This window comes from Microbacterium sp. Mcb102, from assembly GCF_024519805.1.
Taxonomy (GTDB): Bacteria; Actinomycetota; Actinomycetes; order Actinomycetales; family Microbacteriaceae; genus Microbacterium.
This window is the reverse complement of sequence record NZ_JALJRG010000003.1, coordinates 108204-122883: the sequence shown is the minus strand read 5'-3', so window position 1 is coordinate 122883 and position 14680 is coordinate 108204. Positions and strand designations below refer to the sequence as shown.

Below are 14680 nucleotides of genomic sequence, written 5' to 3'. Positions count from 1 at the left end.
TTCGGACATGGTGGAGTACTCGTGAGCATCGTGGGGGATCCGCACCTGCTCGTGGAGCTCGGACTCCTCGCCCTGGCATTCGTCCTCTCGCTCGCCGTCGGGGTCGAGAGGTCGCGCAAGCTCAAGAGCGCGGGCCTGCGGACGCACGTCCTGGTGGGGATCGGCTCGGCGATCTTCACGCTGATCTCGGCGTACGGATTCGAGGGAGTGCTCGGCCCGGACGTGGCCGTCGATCCCTCTCGCATCGCGGCGCAGGTGGTCTCCGGCATCGGCTTCCTCGGCGCCGGCGTCATCTTCGTGCGCAACAATGCCGTCTCCGGGCTGACCTCCGCCGCGACCATCTGGGTCGTGGCGGCGATCGGAATGGCGTGCGGGGCCAACATGCCGCTGCTGGCGATCGCCGGCACGGGGCTGCACCTGCTGACGGTCGGACCCCTGTCCCGCGTGCGTGATCGTGTGCGCCCCGAGCCGGAGCGGCTCCGGGTCACGCTGCAGTACGAGTCCGAGCGCGGCGCCATCCGCGAGGTGCTCGCCGCCGCTGAGCGCCGCGGTCTTCCCGCCACCCTCCTCGGTGCCGCGCGGATCCACGGGGACTCCGACATGCGCGCGACGCTTGAGTTCGCGGAGGCTTCCCCCGAGATGAGGTCGGAGCTGATCGACGCGATCGCGCGACTCGACGGGGTGCGATCCGTCGTCGTCCAGGGCTTCTCGGACGACGATTGATGCATATGTAATTACCTGCTAACATTTTCACCGGGCCTCGGGTCCGACCGTTCAATGGAGAAAGGAAATCGAGTGATCCGTATCGCGAATGCGCCGGTGAGCTACGGAGTCTTCGAGCTGGCTCGGCCGGATCTCGTCGCTCTCCCCGAAGGGGAGGAGCTCGCGCGCTGGATCAGCGAAGCCGGCTACCAGGGCATCGACCTCGGTCCGGTCGGCCTCCTCGGTCGCGGGGCGGATCTCACGGAACGCCTGCAGAGGTACGGCCTCGAGCTCGCCGGCGGATGGATCGATCTGCCCTTCGCGGGCACCGATGACGAATTCGAGCGCGCGCTCGCCGACCTCGACGGCATCCTCGACGTCTTCGTCGCCGCCGCCGAGACCGGCCCCGTCCTCGCCCCGCTCCCGACCCTCGCCGACTCCGGCAGCGCCGAGCGCAAGGCGCGCCCCGGTGGTGCTCCCGAGCTCACGCTCCGCGGCGACGACTGGGCCCGGTTCGCCGATCGCGTGAACATCACGACTGCCCGGGTGCGCGACCGCGGCCTCGAGCCCACGTTCCACCACCACGCCTGCACCTACGTGGAGACACCGGAAGAAGTCGACGCGCTGCTCGAGACGACCGATGTCGGACTCACCTTCGACTCCGGTCACCTCCTCATCGGCGGAGGCGACCCGCTGCCCGACTACCGTCGCTGGCGCGACCGCATCAACCACCTGCACCTGAAGGACGCACGCACGCAGATCCTGCGTGAGGCGCTGCAGACCGACGACCCGATGCGGTCGGTGTGGGAGAAGCGCGTCTTCGTGCCCCTGGGCGAAGGCGACCTGGCCGTCACCGAGCTCGTCGACGAGATCATCGACAGCGGATACGACGGGTGGCTGATCGTCGAGCAGGACGTGGTTCCCCGCTCCGCCGCCGAGGTCGAGCAGGCCAAGGCCGAGCAGATCGCCAACCGCGACGCCCTCCGGAAGTGGTTCGCATGAGCGTCACGCGCGTCGCCGTCATCGGACTGGGAGCGATCAGCCAGAGCGTCCACCTGCCGCTGCTGCGCCGGAACGCCGAGAGCTTCGAGATCGCCGCCCTCGTCGACCTCTCCGCCGAGCGCACCGCCGACATGGCCGCCCGCTACGGGGTCGCCGACGACCGTCGGTTCTCGTCCGTCGACGCCCTGATCGCCGCGAAGGACGAGGGCGCGCTCGTGATCGACGCCGCCATCCTCGCCACCACGGGCTCTCACGCCGGCGACACGCTGCGCCTGGTGCGAGCCGACATCCGGGTGCTCGCCGAGAAGCCCCTCGCCTACTCGCTCGCCGAGCTCGACGCGCTCGCCGCCCACGCCGCCGAGACGGGTATCGATCTGCGCGACTGGGTGCGCGTCGGCTACATGAAGGAGTACGACCTCGCATCGCTCCGAGCGAAGGAGCTCCTCGCCGACGTCGACCTGCGCGCGGTGAGCGTGCAGGTGATGCACCCGCTGGACGGTTCCCAGCTCGCGTACGCCCGCCTCGCGGCGCCCACCGGCGACGTCTCCCGCGACACCCTCGCTCCGCTGATCGACGCCACGTCGGCGATCGTCGACTCGGCCGTCGGCTCCGACCTCCCCGTCGACCTGCGCACGCTCTACACGAACGTCGTGCTCGGCTCGATCGTCCACGACGTCGGACTGCTGCGCATGCTCGTCGGGGGTCTGGGCGACGTGGAGTTCGCGCAGCACTGGGGGCGGAAGATGCCCGGTTCGGTCCACCTGCGCGGTGCGCTCGCCCGTGACGAGACACCGTGGACGCTCGACTGGCACTACATCGACGCCTACCCCGACTACCAGGAGACCGTCACCTTCCACCACGAGACCGGCTCGATCGAGCTCGTCTTCGGCGTGCCGTATGTGACCAACCTCCCCACGATCCTCCGTGTGACCGAGAACCACCCGGAGCTGGGCATCCGCGTGAGCGAATCGCGCTGGATGCAGCAAGAGGCTTTCGAGAACGAGCTGTTCGCGCTGGCGGCACTGGTCCGCGGCGAGCGCCCCGACGGGGCGAGCGTCGAGGAGTCGATCGCCGATGTGCGCGTCGGGCAGCGGATGATCCGCGCGCTCGCGCTCTCGAAGGGCTTCGCACTCGACCCGAGCGCCGAAGCCGCGCAGTAGTCACCCCCACCCGAGACCGAGCGGCATCCGCTCGGCGATCAGCGACACAGAAAGGTCCAGAAATGGTCACGAATGGAAAGCGCCGCCTTCTTGCGGCGTTCGCCCTCACCACTGTCGGTGCGGTCGTCCTCGCCGGCTGCTCCGGAGGATCAGAGCCGGAGGCCGAGGAGGAATCCGGACCGGTCACCCTCACCCTCACGACCAACTCCATCACCGGCGGCAAGAACGCCGCCGAGGCGGATTGGATCGCGGACTGGGTCATCCCCGAGTTCGAGAAGGCCATGAAGGCGGAGGACAAGGACGTCACCGTCGAGTTCCAGCCCCAGGGCGTCGACGACGAGGACTACAAGACCAAGATCGCCCTCGACCTGCAGTCGGGCAAGGGCGCCGACATCATCGGCATGGACGGCATCTGGGTCGGCGAGTTCGCCGAGGCCGGGTACATCAAGCCGCTCGCCGATGTCGGCGGAGACGCGGTCGACGACTGGGACGGCTGGGCGCAGATCCCGGATGCCGTGCAGAACGCCCTCTCGTTCGACGGCGACCGCTACGGGGTGCCGCAGGGCGCCGACGGCCGCGTGCTCTACTACAACAAGGATCTCTTCGCGCAGGCGGGGCTCGACGAGGACTGGGCTCCCGAGAGCTGGGACGACATCCTCGACGCGTCGCGCGACCTCAAGAAGCTCGACGGCGTCACCCCGATCCAGCTCAACGCCGGCACGGCGATGGGCGAGGCGACCACCATGCAGGGGCTGCTGCCCATGCTGGTCGGCACCGGCGAGCAGGTCTACGAGGACGGCAAGTGGATCGGCGCGACCGACGGCATGGAGAAGGCGCTCGACCTCTACGAGACCATCTACGTCGACGAGGGCCTCGGCGACCCGGTCCTCCAGCAGGAGGCCTCGGGACGCGACACCTCGTTCCAGCTCTTCGCCGAGGGCAAGATCGGCATCCTGCTCGAGGGCGACTACTTCTGGCGCTCCGTGATCAACCCCGAGGAGGGTGTGGGAACCGCCCCCATGGCCGACCGGGACAGCGCCGTCGGCTACGCCAAGATCCCGGCGGTCGAGCCCGGCGAGGGCATCGACGGTCAGGACTTCGTCTCGATGTCCGGCGGAACCGGTCGTGTGCTCAACCCCAACTCGAAGCACGCCGAACTCGCGTGGGAGCTGCTCGCCTTCATGAACTCTCCCGAGGCGTATGAGGCGCGTGCCGCCGGCACCCTGGCGATCTCGCCCCGCAACGACGTGAACGAGAAGCTGCTCTCCTCCGACCCGATGCTCACCTTCGTCAGCGAAGAGGTGCTGCCGATCACGGCCTACCGTCCGGGACTCGCGGCCTACCCGCAGGTGTCGGTGCTGCTGCAGCAGGCCACGCTCGACGTCGCCACCGGAACCTCGGTCGACGATGCACTGAAGACCTACGTCCGTGGTCTCGAAGGCGTCGTGGGTCCGGACGCGATCTCCGAGTGACCATGACGCAAGCAACGATGCCGGCGGGGAGCGTCACCACTCCCCGCCGGCGCCGCGCAGAGGATGTCGCGGGTCTCGGTCGGGCCAGGGCCACGCTCTTCGCGGCGCCCGGTCTGCTCCTGATCGGCCTGTTCCTCCTCTTCCCGGCGATCTGGACCGTCTACCTCGGCATGACCAACTACCGGTTGACCGGCTTCGCCGCCGCCAACCCGGAGTTCATCGGCCTGGACAACTTCTCCACGGCTCTCAACGATCCGCGCTTCTGGAACTCGCTGTGGCTCACGCTCGTCTTCGTGCTCGTCTCGGGCATCATCGGGCAGACGATCCTCGGCTTCGCGCTGGCCTGGATGCTGCGCAACGTGCGTGCGGGGGTGAAGACCTTCATCGAGACGCTCGTGCTCGCCGCCTGGGTCATCCCCGCCTCGGTCGCCTCGTTCCTCTGGCTCGCGCTCCTGGATCGGCGCACCGGCACCCTGAACTCCCTCCTCGGCACCGAGGGGGCGGCGTGGCTGATCGAGCACCCGATGGAGTGCATCATCATCTTCAACATCTGGGTCGGGACCGCGTTCTCGATGCAGCTGTTCTCCTCGGCGATCAGCGCCGTGCCGCCGTCGCAGCTCGAGAGCGCGCGCATGGTCGGCGCCAACACGTGGCAGCAGCTGCGCGACGTGATCCTGCCCAACATCAAGGGCCACCTGCTGACCAACACCCTGCTGATCACGCTGTGGACGTTCAACACCTTCACGCCCTACCTGCTCACCGCGGGCGGGCCGAACGGTCAGACCGACATCCTGTCGGTGTACATCTACCAGACCGCCATCCCCGGCGGGCAGCTGGGTCTCGGTGCAGCGATCTCGCTCATCATGCTCCTCATCAACCTCGTGATCGCGCTGATGTACACGCGCGTCTCGCGGGGTAAGAGCACCAAGAAGAAGAAGGTGACCTCATGATGACCACCATCAAGACGGTCGTGCGCGACCGCTCGGTGACCCACTTCGTCTCGCGGATCCTGTTCACGGTCGTGCTCGTCATCGTGTCGCTGTTCTTCGCGCTGCCGATGGTGTGGCTGATCCTGGCTCCGTTCGACGCGACCCCGTCGCTGACGGTGTCGTGGCCGGACTGGACGCTCGACAACTTCGCGCGGCTGGTCGAGAACCCCTACGCGATGAAGTCGATCCTCAACTCGCTGATCCTCGGCGTCGGCACCATGGCGCTCGTGATCGTCCTCGGCGCCCTGGCGTCGTATGCGATGAGCCGGATCAGCATCCCCGGCCGCGACGGCATCCTCTACGGTCTGCTGCTCTTGTCGTCGATCGTGACGGGGACGGCGGCCATGGTGCCGACGTTCCAGCTCATCAACCAGTTGCAGCTGATCAACACGCACGTCGGCGTCATCCTGGTGCTGGCGGGCGGGATCCTGCCGACGGTGATCTTCATCCTCAAGGACTTCATGGACTCGATCCCGAAGTCGTACGAGGAGTCGGCGCGGCTGTACGGCGCCGGCCCGTTCCGCATCCTCAAGGACATCGTGGTGCCGATCGCCCGCCCGGGTCTCGCGTTCATCGCGATCTGGACGATCGTGCAGGTCTGGGGCAACTTCCTCGTTCCGTTCCTGCTGCTGCGCACGCCCGACATGCAGCCGGCCGCCGTGCTCATGTACACCTTCTACACCGAGAGCGGCCAGGCCGACCTCCGACTGATCTCGGCGTTCTCGCTGGTGTTCTCGGTGCCTGTCCTGCTCATCTACTTCTTTGTGAACCGTCGCTACGGTTTCCGCTTCCACGGAGGGATCAAGTCCTGATGGCCGCCATCATTGCAACCGAACTCGTCAAGGAGTACCCCGGCGGGGTGCGCGGCGTCGACAGTGTCGACGTCGAGATCGCGGACGGCGAGTTCTTCGCGCTCCTCGGCCCCTCCGGCTGCGGGAAGACCACGCTGCTGCGGTCGATCGCGGGGCTGGAGAGCATCACCTCCGGAAAGCTCACGATCGGCGAGAAAGACGTCACGAACGCGGAGCCGGGTGAGCGCGGCGTCGCGATGGTCTTCCAGGACTACGCGCTGTTCCCGCACATGGACGTGGGCGACAACATCGCCTACCCGCTGCGGATCCGCCGCGTGGGGAAGACCGAGCGTCGCACCACGGCCGAGTCGGTCGCGAACGGGCTGTCGCTGAACGGACTCATCGAGCGCCGCCCCGGCCAGCTCTCCGGCGGCCAGCAGCAGCGCGTGGCGCTCGCCCGCGCCGTCGCGACCCGGCCAGACGTGCTGCTGCTCGACGAGCCGCTGTCGAACCTCGACGCCCGCCTGCGCCTCGAGGCGCGCACGTTCCTCAAGGAGCTGCAGCGCGACCTGGGTGTCACGACCGTGTTCGTGACCCACGACCAGGCCGAGGCGCTCGCGCTCGCCGACCGGATCGCGGTCATGAAGTCCGGCAAGCTCCAGCAGATCGGCTCGCCGCGCGAGATCTTCCACCGCCCGAACAACACGTTCGTCGCGGGGTTCATCGGCTCGGTGCCGATGAACCTGCTCGAGACCGCGGTCTCGGGCGCAACCGTGCGGATCGGTGAGTCCGACGTGGCGGTGCCCACCGAAGCCGCCGCCGCCGCGCGCGACGGCCAGACCGTGATCTGGGGCATCCGTCCCGAGTACCTGCGCTGGTCGACCGAGCCCGTCGAGGGCGGTATCGCCGCCGAGGTCGTCGTGACCGAGACCCTCGGTGCGACGAGCCTGGTGCTCGTGAGTGCGGGGGAGCACAAGTTGCAGGTCGTCGTGCCCGAGGAGCAGGAGCCGGCGCCGGGCGACCGCGGCTGGATCGTCCCGCAGCTCCACCGTGTGCTGCTGTTCGACGCCGAGAGCACCGAGCGGATCGGCTGATGAGCACCATCCGCACCACCCTCCACCTCACCCACGAGATCCAGAACGCCGACCGCTACGTGCGGGTGCCGTTCGACGTGCCCGCCGGCACCGACTCGCTCGAGGTGCGCATCTCCTACGACAGCGAGGCGGCGGTGATCGACCTCGGCTGCGAGGGCACCGCAGGGTGGCGCGGATGGTCGGGCGGAGCGCGGACCGCGTACGTGATCCGCACCGACGACGCCACGCCCGGGTACCTGCCGGGGCGTCCCGAGGAGGGCGAGTGGAACGTGATCCTCGGCGTGCACCGGCTGAGTGCCGGCGGCGCCGACATCACGGTCGAGATCTCGCTCCCCGCGGAGTCGACGATCGATCACGGACCGGATGCGGCTCCCGTGACCGGGGTCCCGCGGGGGAGTTCGAGAAACCTCCCGGCGCCCGCCGGCCTGCGCTGGTTCGCCGGCGACTTCCACGCGCACACCCTCCACTCCGACGGCCGCGAGAGCATCTCGGGGCTCGCCGCACTGGGCGCGAGGGCCGGGCTCGACTTCCTCGCCGTCACCGACCACAACACCACCAGCCACCACGCGCACCTCCCGGCTGTCGGGATGCAGCACTCCATCACGCTGCTCCCCGGGCAGGAGGTGACCACGCACCGCGGTCACGCGAACGCCTTCGGAGACATCGGCTGGATCGACTTCCGCCGCCCCGCGCAGGAGTGGGTCGACGAGGTCGAGCGCCGCGGTGGCGTGCTCAGCGTGAACCACCCGATCTCGGGCGACTGCTCGTGGCTGCATCCGCTGGAGCGCGCCCCGCGGGCGATCGAGCTGTGGCACTCGACCTGGTATCGGGAGCTCATCGCGACCTCGCCGCTCGCCTTCCACGAGCGGTGGGACAAGGATGCCGTGCTCCTCGGCGGCGCCGACTTCCACATGCAGAGTCAGGGCGTCGGCCCGGGCACCCCGACGACCTGGGTCGCGGCGGAGGATGCCTCGCCCGAGGCGATCCTCGCCGGAGTCGCCGCCGGGCGCACCGCCATCATGGGCGGAGTGACCGTGCGCGACGGGCTCACCGCACCGGACCTCTTCACCGCCCCCGTGCTCCTGCGCATCGAGGACGAACTGCTCGCCATCGATGCCGACGGTCTGATCCTCGTCGACGGTGCCGGCGAGCGCCGCTCGGTGCACGGCGATCGCGTCGCGTTCCCGGCCGCGCGCTCCGCCGGCCCCCACTACCTGCTGTACCCCGACCGCAGCATCGCCGCTCTGTGCGCCTGACCGGCCGCACGCCCCACACCTTTCCCCAGAGAATCAGGAGTCCCCGCCCGTGACCAGTGAGATCGTCGTCGTCCCCCACACCCACTGGGACCGCGAGTGGTACGAGCCGCACGATGTGTTCCGTCTGCGCCTGGTGCACATGCTCGACCGGCTGATCGGCATCCTGGAGGCGGAGCCGGAGTACCGGTTCACGCTCGACGGACAGGCCGCGGCGATCGAGGACTACCTCGAGATGCGCCCGGACATGCGCGACCGGGTCGTGGCGCTGGTCGAGCGGGAGCAGCTCAGCGTCGGTCCGTTCCTCATCCTCCTCGACGAGTTCGGCTGCGACGGCGAGACGATCATCCGCAACCTCGAGCTCGGCCGCGCCGCGAGCGCCCGCCTCGGACGCACGATGCCCGTCGGCTACCTCCCCGACATGTTCGGCCACGCGGCCCAGATGCCGCAGATCCTGTCCGGCTTCGGCATCCGCCACAGCGCCCTCTGGCGCGGCGTCCCCGCCGACATCGCCGAGCACGCCTTCTCCTGGGTCGCCCCCAACGGCGACGCCGTGCGGTGCGAGTACCTCTTCGACGGCTACGGGAACGGACTCGACATGTTCGCCCTGCCGGGGCAGCTGCCCGAACTCGCCCCCGACTACGCCGCCCGCACCGCATCCTGGTACGGCGACGACCCGGTACTCGCGATGCTGGGCACCGACCACTCGGCACCGCCGGAGGACCTCGCCGAGGTCATCCGCGACTACGACGCGGGCGGGCGCGAACCGCACCTCTCGATCGCGACGCTCGACGGTCACCTCGCCCGCTACGCGACGGACGCCGCCACCCTCGCCGCCCTCCCGCAGGTGCACGGTGAGATGCGCTCGCACGCCCGCGGCAACCTCCTCCCCGGCGTCTTCTCCATCCGCACGAACCTCAAGCGCGAGATGGCCCGCTCCGAGCAGGCGCTCACCGCCGCCGAGCGCCTGGACCTGATGTACGGCACCCGCGACCACCGTTCCTTCTTCGACACGGCCTGGTATCGCATCGTGGAGAGCACCGCGCACGACTCCGTGACCGGATGCGGCGTCGACGCGACGGCCGAGCAGGTGGGCACGCGCATCCACACCGCCGGCCACATCGCCCGCGGCGTGATCGACACCGTGCTCCGCGACGTCTCGACGGCCGTCTCGCCCGCGCAGCACCTGGTGTTCAACCCCTCGGGTTTCGCCCGGCGCGCGCAGGTCGAGGTCACGCTGCACGGTGTGGATGCCGGCTCGCTTTCCGCGGGCGTGCAGCTGCTCGACCCACTGACCACCGTCCTCGGCGACGAGCGGATGCGCACGGCCGACCTGCCGAAGATCCTCCGCCGCATCCACGGCCGCGAGCTCTTCGGCCAGCAGATCAACGGCTACGAGTGGGGCGAGCGGTCGCTGCGCTTCCAGGTCGCCGAGAGCCCGCAGGGCGTGTGGGACCTGGCCGCGTTCACCGTCGAGCTCGAGGAGCGCGTCGCCGCGGATGCCGCGGGCGACGACGTCTGGCATGTCGAGACCATCGCCGACCCTCGGCACCGGGCGCTCCTGGCCGTCGACGTCGACGGTCTCGCGCTCGCTGCGGTCGGCGAGACCACGGCGCCCGCATCGGCTGACGCGGTCACCGTGACGTCCGGATCGCTCTCGAACGGGGCCCTCACCGCGACCGTGAACCCCGACGGCACCGTCCGCATCGACGGCGCGGACGGCTCGTCGATCGACGGCGCGCTCGCTCTCGTCGACGACGGCGACTGCGGCGACTCGTACAACTACGGCCCGGTCGATGCGGCATCCGCCGTCTCGACGCCCTCGTCGGTCGAGGTGACCGTGCTCGAGGAGGGGCCGCTGCGCGGACGCATCCGCATCCGCCGGGTCTACGACCTGCCGGAGCGCCTGGACGCGGACCGGCGGCGCTCGACCGCGACGGTGCCGCTGGTGACCGAGACCACGATCGAGCTGCGCGAGGGCGAGGGCTTCCTGCGCGTCGGCGTCGACTACGTGAACACCGCCTCCGATCACCGGCTCCGGGTGCTGGTGCCCGTCGACGGCGCGGGTCTCGACTCCTCCCGCAGTGCCGGGCAGTACGGCACGACCGTGCGCGGACGCGAGGCCGAGGGCGGCTGGGGCGAGTTCCCGCTGCCGACGTATCCGGCGTACCGCTTCGCCGCCGCGGGCTCGACCGCGGTGCTGGTGCAGAAGCTGTCGGAGTACGAGCTGGTGTCGACGGCCGACGCGCCGGATGCTCTCGCGGTCACGCTGTCGCGCTCGGTCGGGATGATGAGCGTGAACGTGCATCCGCTGCGCGACGAGCCGGCCGGATCCGAGATCCCCGTGCCGGGCGCCCAGTACCTCGGGGTCGCCGTGCACACCGATCTGGCGATCCTGGTCGGCGCCGACGACGCGACCGCGGTGCGCGCCGCCGATCTCTTCCGGCACGACCCGCTCGTGGTCCGCGGTTCGGGTGAGGCCGACGGCCCGCTGCCCGAGGCGGCGTTCCCCGTGCGGCTGTCGGGTGATGTGGTGCTCGAGTCGGCGCGACGCGTCGGCACCGAGGCCGAGCTCCGGTTCGTGAACTACCTGACCGAGGAGCGCGAGGTGGCGTTCACGTCACCCGGCGACTGGGCGCGGGTCGACCTGGCCGGTGAGGTGCAGGACGGCGCCTTCGACGCGGCGGCTGCTCGCGCGGTCGGCGGCGGAATGCTCAGCATCCGCCGGGTGATCGACTGATCTCGGCAAGTGAGCGACTAAGTGCTAATGTTAAGACAAATGATCGAGGGAGAGGGGGGGGCGATGACCGAGCACACATCGGTCCCGGAGATCCTGGCCATCGGGCGCCTGGGTGTCGACCTGTATCCGCTGCAGGACGGTGTCGGCCTCGGCGAGGTCACCAGTTTCGGCAAGTACCTCGGCGGCAGCGCTGCGAACGTCTCGGTCGCCGCCGCACGGTACGGCCATGACACCGCACTGCTCTCCCGTGTCGGTGACGACCCCTTCGGGCGGTACCTGCGCGCAGAGCTCGAGCGCCTCGGGGTGCACAGCCGGTACGTCGCGACCGACCCGACGTACAAGACCCCGATCACGTTCTGCGAGATCTTCCCGCCGGACGACTTCCCGCTGTACTTCTATCGTGCACCGACCGCCCCCGACCTGCAGATCCGGCCGGGCGACGTCGACGAGGCCGCGGTGCGGCAGGCTGCGCTCGTCTGGTTCACCGCGACCGGCCTGAGCGAGGAGCCGAGCCGGCAGACACACTTCGACCTTCTCCGGGCGCGCGGGCGCCGCGCGCACACCGTGTTCGATCTGGACTACCGCCCCATGTTCTGGGAGACGCCCGACGAGGCCCGCGTGCAGATCCAGCGGGCGCTGGAGTTCGCCACGGTCGCCGTGGGAAACCGCGAGGAGTGTGAGGTCGCGGTCGGCGAGAGCGACCCGCAGCGTGCGGCGGATGCGCTCCTCGAGCGCGGCGTCGAGCTGGCGATCGTGAAGCAGGGACCCCGCGGCGTGCTCGCCAAGACGCGGTCGAGGCAGGTCGAGATCCCCGCGACCGCGGTCGAGGTCGTGAACGGACTCGGTGCCGGCGACGCGTTCGGCGGTGCGCTCTGCCACGGACTGCTCGCCGAGTGGGAGCTGGAGAAGACCCTGACCTATGCGAATGCGGCGGGCGGCATCGTCGCCGGACGCCGGGAATGCTCGACGGCGATGCCGACCGAACGCGAGGTCGCCGAGGTCGTGAACGGAGATGCGTGAGATGACAGCCCTGACCGAAGAGGACTTCCACCGGCTCCGGACGGTGCGCGCGGAGTCGCCGCACGCGATCCGCGAGACGCTGGCCGGACGTCGCCGTCGCGACATCATCCGTGGGGACGGGCGGCTGTTCATCATCGCCGCCGATCACCCCGCACGCGGTGCGCTCGCGGTCGGCGGGTCGCCGTTCGCCATGGCCGACCGCTATGAGCTGCTCGATCGGCTCGCCATCGCCCTGCGGCATCCGGGAGTGGACGGTGTGCTCGGCACCCCCGACATCATCGACGACCTGGCGATGCTGGGCCTGCTCGACGACAAGATCGTCGTCGGGTCGATGAACCGCGGCGGGCTCCGCGGAGCGACCTTCGAGATGGACGACCGCTACACCGGGTACGACGTGCCCGCGATGGTGGACTCCGGCATCGACTTCGCCAAGGCCCTGCTGCGGGTGAACCTCGACGACGACGGGACGGCGCCCACGCTGGCCTCGACGGCCGAAGCGGTGACCGCGGCCGCACGGGCCGACCTGCCGATCATGCTCGAGCCGTTCCTCAGCCGCCGGGTCGACGGCCGGGTCGTCAACGACCTGAGCCCGGATGCCGTGATGCTGTCGATCGCGATCGCCAGCGGTCTGGGTGCGAGCAGCGCGAGCACGTGGCTGAAGCTGCCGGTCGTCGACGACATGGAACGCGTGCTCGCGGCGACGACGCTGCCCGTGCTGCTGCTCGGCGGCGACGCGGGCGCCGACCCCGACGACACGTTCTCGTCCTGGGAGGACGCCCTGTCGCTCCCCGGCGTGCGCGGCCTGACCGTCGGTCGCACTCTCCTCTATTCGTCGGACATCGACGTGGCATCCGCCATCGACGTCGCGGCCTCCCTCGTCCACCCCGGGCTGACCGCCTGATCGCCCTCTCCGCAGAAGGACACGCATGACCTCCGCTTCCGACATCCCCGTCATCGGCCACTGGATCGACGGGGCCGCCCGCGCCTCCGCGAGCGGTCGCACGGCTCCCGTCCACAACCCCGCGACGGGGGCGGTGACCGGGCATGTCGCCCTGGCCGACGACTCCGAGATCGCGGACGCCATCGCGTCCGCGCAGCGCGGATTCCAGGTGTGGAGCGCCTACTCGATCGCGCGGCGCCAGGCGGTGATGTTCGCGTTCCGTGAGCTGCTGAACGCGCGCAAGGGGGAGCTGGCGGCGATCATCACGGCCGAGCACGGCAAGGTCCGCTCCGATGCGATGGGCGAGATCCTGCGCGGACAGGAGGTCGTGGAACTCGCGACCGGCTTCCCGCACCTGATCAAGGGCGCCTACTCGGAGAACGTCTCGACCGGCATCGACGTGTACTCGCTCAAGCAGCCGCTCGGCGTCGTCGGCATCATCTCCCCGTTCAACTTCCCCGCGATGGTGCCGATGTGGTTCTTCCCGGTCGCGATCGCCGCGGGCAACGCCGTGGTGCTCAAGCCCAGCGAGAAGGACCCGTCCGCCGCACTCTGGCTCGCCGCCCTCTGGGCCGAGGCCGGGCTGCCCGACGGCGTGTTCACCGTGCTGCAGGGCGACAAGCAGGCGGTGGACGGGCTGCTGGAGAGCCCGGACGTCGCCTCGATCTCGTTCGTCGGCTCGACGCCCATCGCCCAGTACATCTACGAGACTGCGTCCCGCCACGGCAAGCGCGTGCAGGCGCTCGGCGGCGCCAAGAACCACATGCTCGTCCTGCCGGATGCCGACCTCGACCTCGTCGCCGACCAGGCCGTGAACGCGGGATTCGGCGCGGCGGGGGAGCGGTGCATGGCCGTCTCGGTCCTGCTCGCGGTCGAGCCGGTGGCGGACGCGCTGATCGAGCGCATCTCGCAGCGCATCGCGGGGCTGCGCATCGGCGACGGTGCGGGCGGTGCCGACGGCGAGCCCGACATGGGTCCGCTGATCACGGCGGAGCACCGCGCGAAGGTGTCGGGCTACGTCGACATCGCCGAGGCCGACGGGGCGCGCATCGTGGTCGACGGCAGAGGGTTGACGGTCGACGGGAACGAGGACGGCTTCTGGTTCGGGCCGACGCTCATCGACGAGATCCCGACCTCCTCGCGGGCCTACCAGGAGGAGATCTTCGGTCCGGTGCTGTCGGTGGTGCGGGTGCAGACTTTCCAGGAGGGGGTCGACCTGATCAACTCCGGCCGGTTCGGCAACGGGACCGCGATCTTCACCAACGACGGCGGGGCGGCCCGCCGCTTCCAGCACGAGGTCCAGGTCGGGATGATCGGCATCAACGTGCCCATCCCGGTTCCCGTCGCGTACCACTCGTTCGGCGGGTGGAAGGCATCGCTGTTCGGCGACGCGAAGGCGTACGGTGTCCATGGCTTCGACTTCTTCACCCGCGAGAAGGCGATCACCAGTCGCTGGCTCGACCCCGCTCTCCACGGCGGCATCGACCTCGGCTTCCCCCAGAACAGCTGACCAGCGG

At 69.8% G+C, this 14680-nt stretch carries 12 protein-coding genes; all 12 read left to right on the top strand.

Annotated features, from left to right (window positions below; genetic code table 11):
- The first annotated feature begins 21 nt into the window (after positions 1 to 21).
- Positions 22 to 723, top strand: coding sequence for an MgtC/SapB family protein (locus OC372_RS09535; protein ID WP_051662376.1), 702 nt, complete (start codon positions 22 to 24; stop codon positions 721 to 723).
- 72 nt (positions 724 to 795) lie between these two features.
- The gene (locus tag OC372_RS09530; RefSeq protein ID WP_262001678.1) at positions 796 to 1704 is read left to right on the top strand and encodes a sugar phosphate isomerase/epimerase family protein; all 909 of its coding nucleotides are present in this window, start codon (positions 796 to 798) and stop codon (positions 1702 to 1704) included.
- A complete protein-coding gene (locus tag OC372_RS09525) occupies positions 1701 to 2864 on the top strand; it encodes a Gfo/Idh/MocA family protein (protein ID WP_262001677.1) in 1164 nt (387 codons plus the stop codon). The genes OC372_RS09530 and OC372_RS09525 overlap by 4 nt, the downstream gene beginning before the upstream one ends.
- A 62-nt stretch (positions 2865 to 2926) precedes the next feature.
- Positions 2927 to 4336 (top strand): extracellular solute-binding protein, encoded by a 1410-nt coding sequence (locus OC372_RS09520; protein WP_262001676.1) that lies wholly within the window; start codon positions 2927 to 2929, stop codon positions 4334 to 4336.
- A gap of 2 nt (positions 4337 to 4338) precedes the next feature.
- Entirely contained in the window at positions 4339 to 5286 is a 948-nt protein-coding gene (locus OC372_RS09515) for a carbohydrate ABC transporter permease (RefSeq protein WP_091031549.1), read from the top strand.
- Entirely contained in the window at positions 5283 to 6137 is an 855-nt protein-coding gene (locus OC372_RS09510; RefSeq protein WP_197021025.1) for a carbohydrate ABC transporter permease, read from the top strand. Before OC372_RS09515 ends, OC372_RS09510 begins: the two co-directional genes overlap by 4 nt.
- Positions 6137 to 7210, top strand: a complete 1074-nt coding sequence (locus OC372_RS09505) for an ABC transporter ATP-binding protein (protein ID WP_262001675.1) — start codon at positions 6137 to 6139, stop codon at positions 7208 to 7210. The genes OC372_RS09510 and OC372_RS09505 overlap by 1 nt, the downstream gene beginning before the upstream one ends.
- Complete coding sequence (locus tag OC372_RS09500) at positions 7210 to 8466, top strand: CehA/McbA family metallohydrolase (protein ID WP_262001674.1); 1257 nt, start codon at positions 7210 to 7212, stop codon at positions 8464 to 8466. The genes OC372_RS09505 and OC372_RS09500 overlap by 1 nt, the downstream gene beginning before the upstream one ends.
- A 49-nt stretch (positions 8467 to 8515) precedes the next feature.
- The gene (locus OC372_RS09495) at positions 8516 to 11203 is read left to right on the top strand and encodes a hypothetical protein (RefSeq protein WP_262001673.1); all 2688 of its coding nucleotides are present in this window, start codon (positions 8516 to 8518) and stop codon (positions 11201 to 11203) included.
- A gap of 63 nt (positions 11204 to 11266) precedes the next feature.
- Positions 11267 to 12223: a 5-dehydro-2-deoxygluconokinase gene (gene iolC / locus OC372_RS09490; protein ID WP_262001672.1), complete on the top strand. Its 957-nt coding sequence runs from the start codon at positions 11267 to 11269 to the stop codon at positions 12221 to 12223.
- Position 12224: 1 nt separating this feature from the next.
- Positions 12225 to 13124: a deoxyribose-phosphate aldolase gene (locus tag OC372_RS09485; RefSeq protein ID WP_262001671.1), complete on the top strand. Its 900-nt coding sequence runs from the start codon at positions 12225 to 12227 to the stop codon at positions 13122 to 13124.
- A 25-nt stretch (positions 13125 to 13149) separates the two neighbouring features.
- Complete coding sequence (locus tag OC372_RS09480; RefSeq protein WP_029261199.1) at positions 13150 to 14673, top strand: CoA-acylating methylmalonate-semialdehyde dehydrogenase; 1524 nt, start codon at positions 13150 to 13152, stop codon at positions 14671 to 14673.
- The last annotated feature ends 7 nt before the right edge of the window (positions 14674 to 14680 follow it).

What these genes read in the sequence shown, in the direction of transcription:
- OC372_RS09525 (WP_262001677.1), top strand. Translation starts at nt 1,701, where the DNA reads ATGAGCGTCACGCGCGTCGCCGTCATCGGACTGGGAGCGATCAGCCAG.
- OC372_RS09520 (WP_262001676.1), top strand. Translation starts at nt 2,927, where the DNA reads ATGGTCACGAATGGAAAGCGCCGCCTTCTTGCGGCGTTCGCCCTCACC.
- OC372_RS09515 (WP_091031549.1), top strand. Translation starts at nt 4,339, where the DNA reads ATGACGCAAGCAACGATGCCGGCGGGGAGCGTCACCACTCCCCGCCGG.
- OC372_RS09510 (WP_197021025.1), top strand. Translation starts at nt 5,283, where the DNA reads ATGATGACCACCATCAAGACGGTCGTGCGCGACCGCTCGGTGACCCAC.
- OC372_RS09505 (WP_262001675.1), top strand. Translation starts at nt 6,137, where the DNA reads ATGGCCGCCATCATTGCAACCGAACTCGTCAAGGAGTACCCCGGCGGG.
- OC372_RS09500 (WP_262001674.1), top strand. Translation starts at nt 7,210, where the DNA reads ATGAGCACCATCCGCACCACCCTCCACCTCACCCACGAGATCCAGAAC.
- iolC (WP_262001672.1), top strand. Translation starts at nt 11,267, where the DNA reads ATGACCGAGCACACATCGGTCCCGGAGATCCTGGCCATCGGGCGCCTG.
- OC372_RS09485 (WP_262001671.1), top strand. Translation starts at nt 12,225, where the DNA reads ATGACAGCCCTGACCGAAGAGGACTTCCACCGGCTCCGGACGGTGCGC.
- OC372_RS09480 (WP_029261199.1), top strand. Translation starts at nt 13,150, where the DNA reads ATGACCTCCGCTTCCGACATCCCCGTCATCGGCCACTGGATCGACGGG.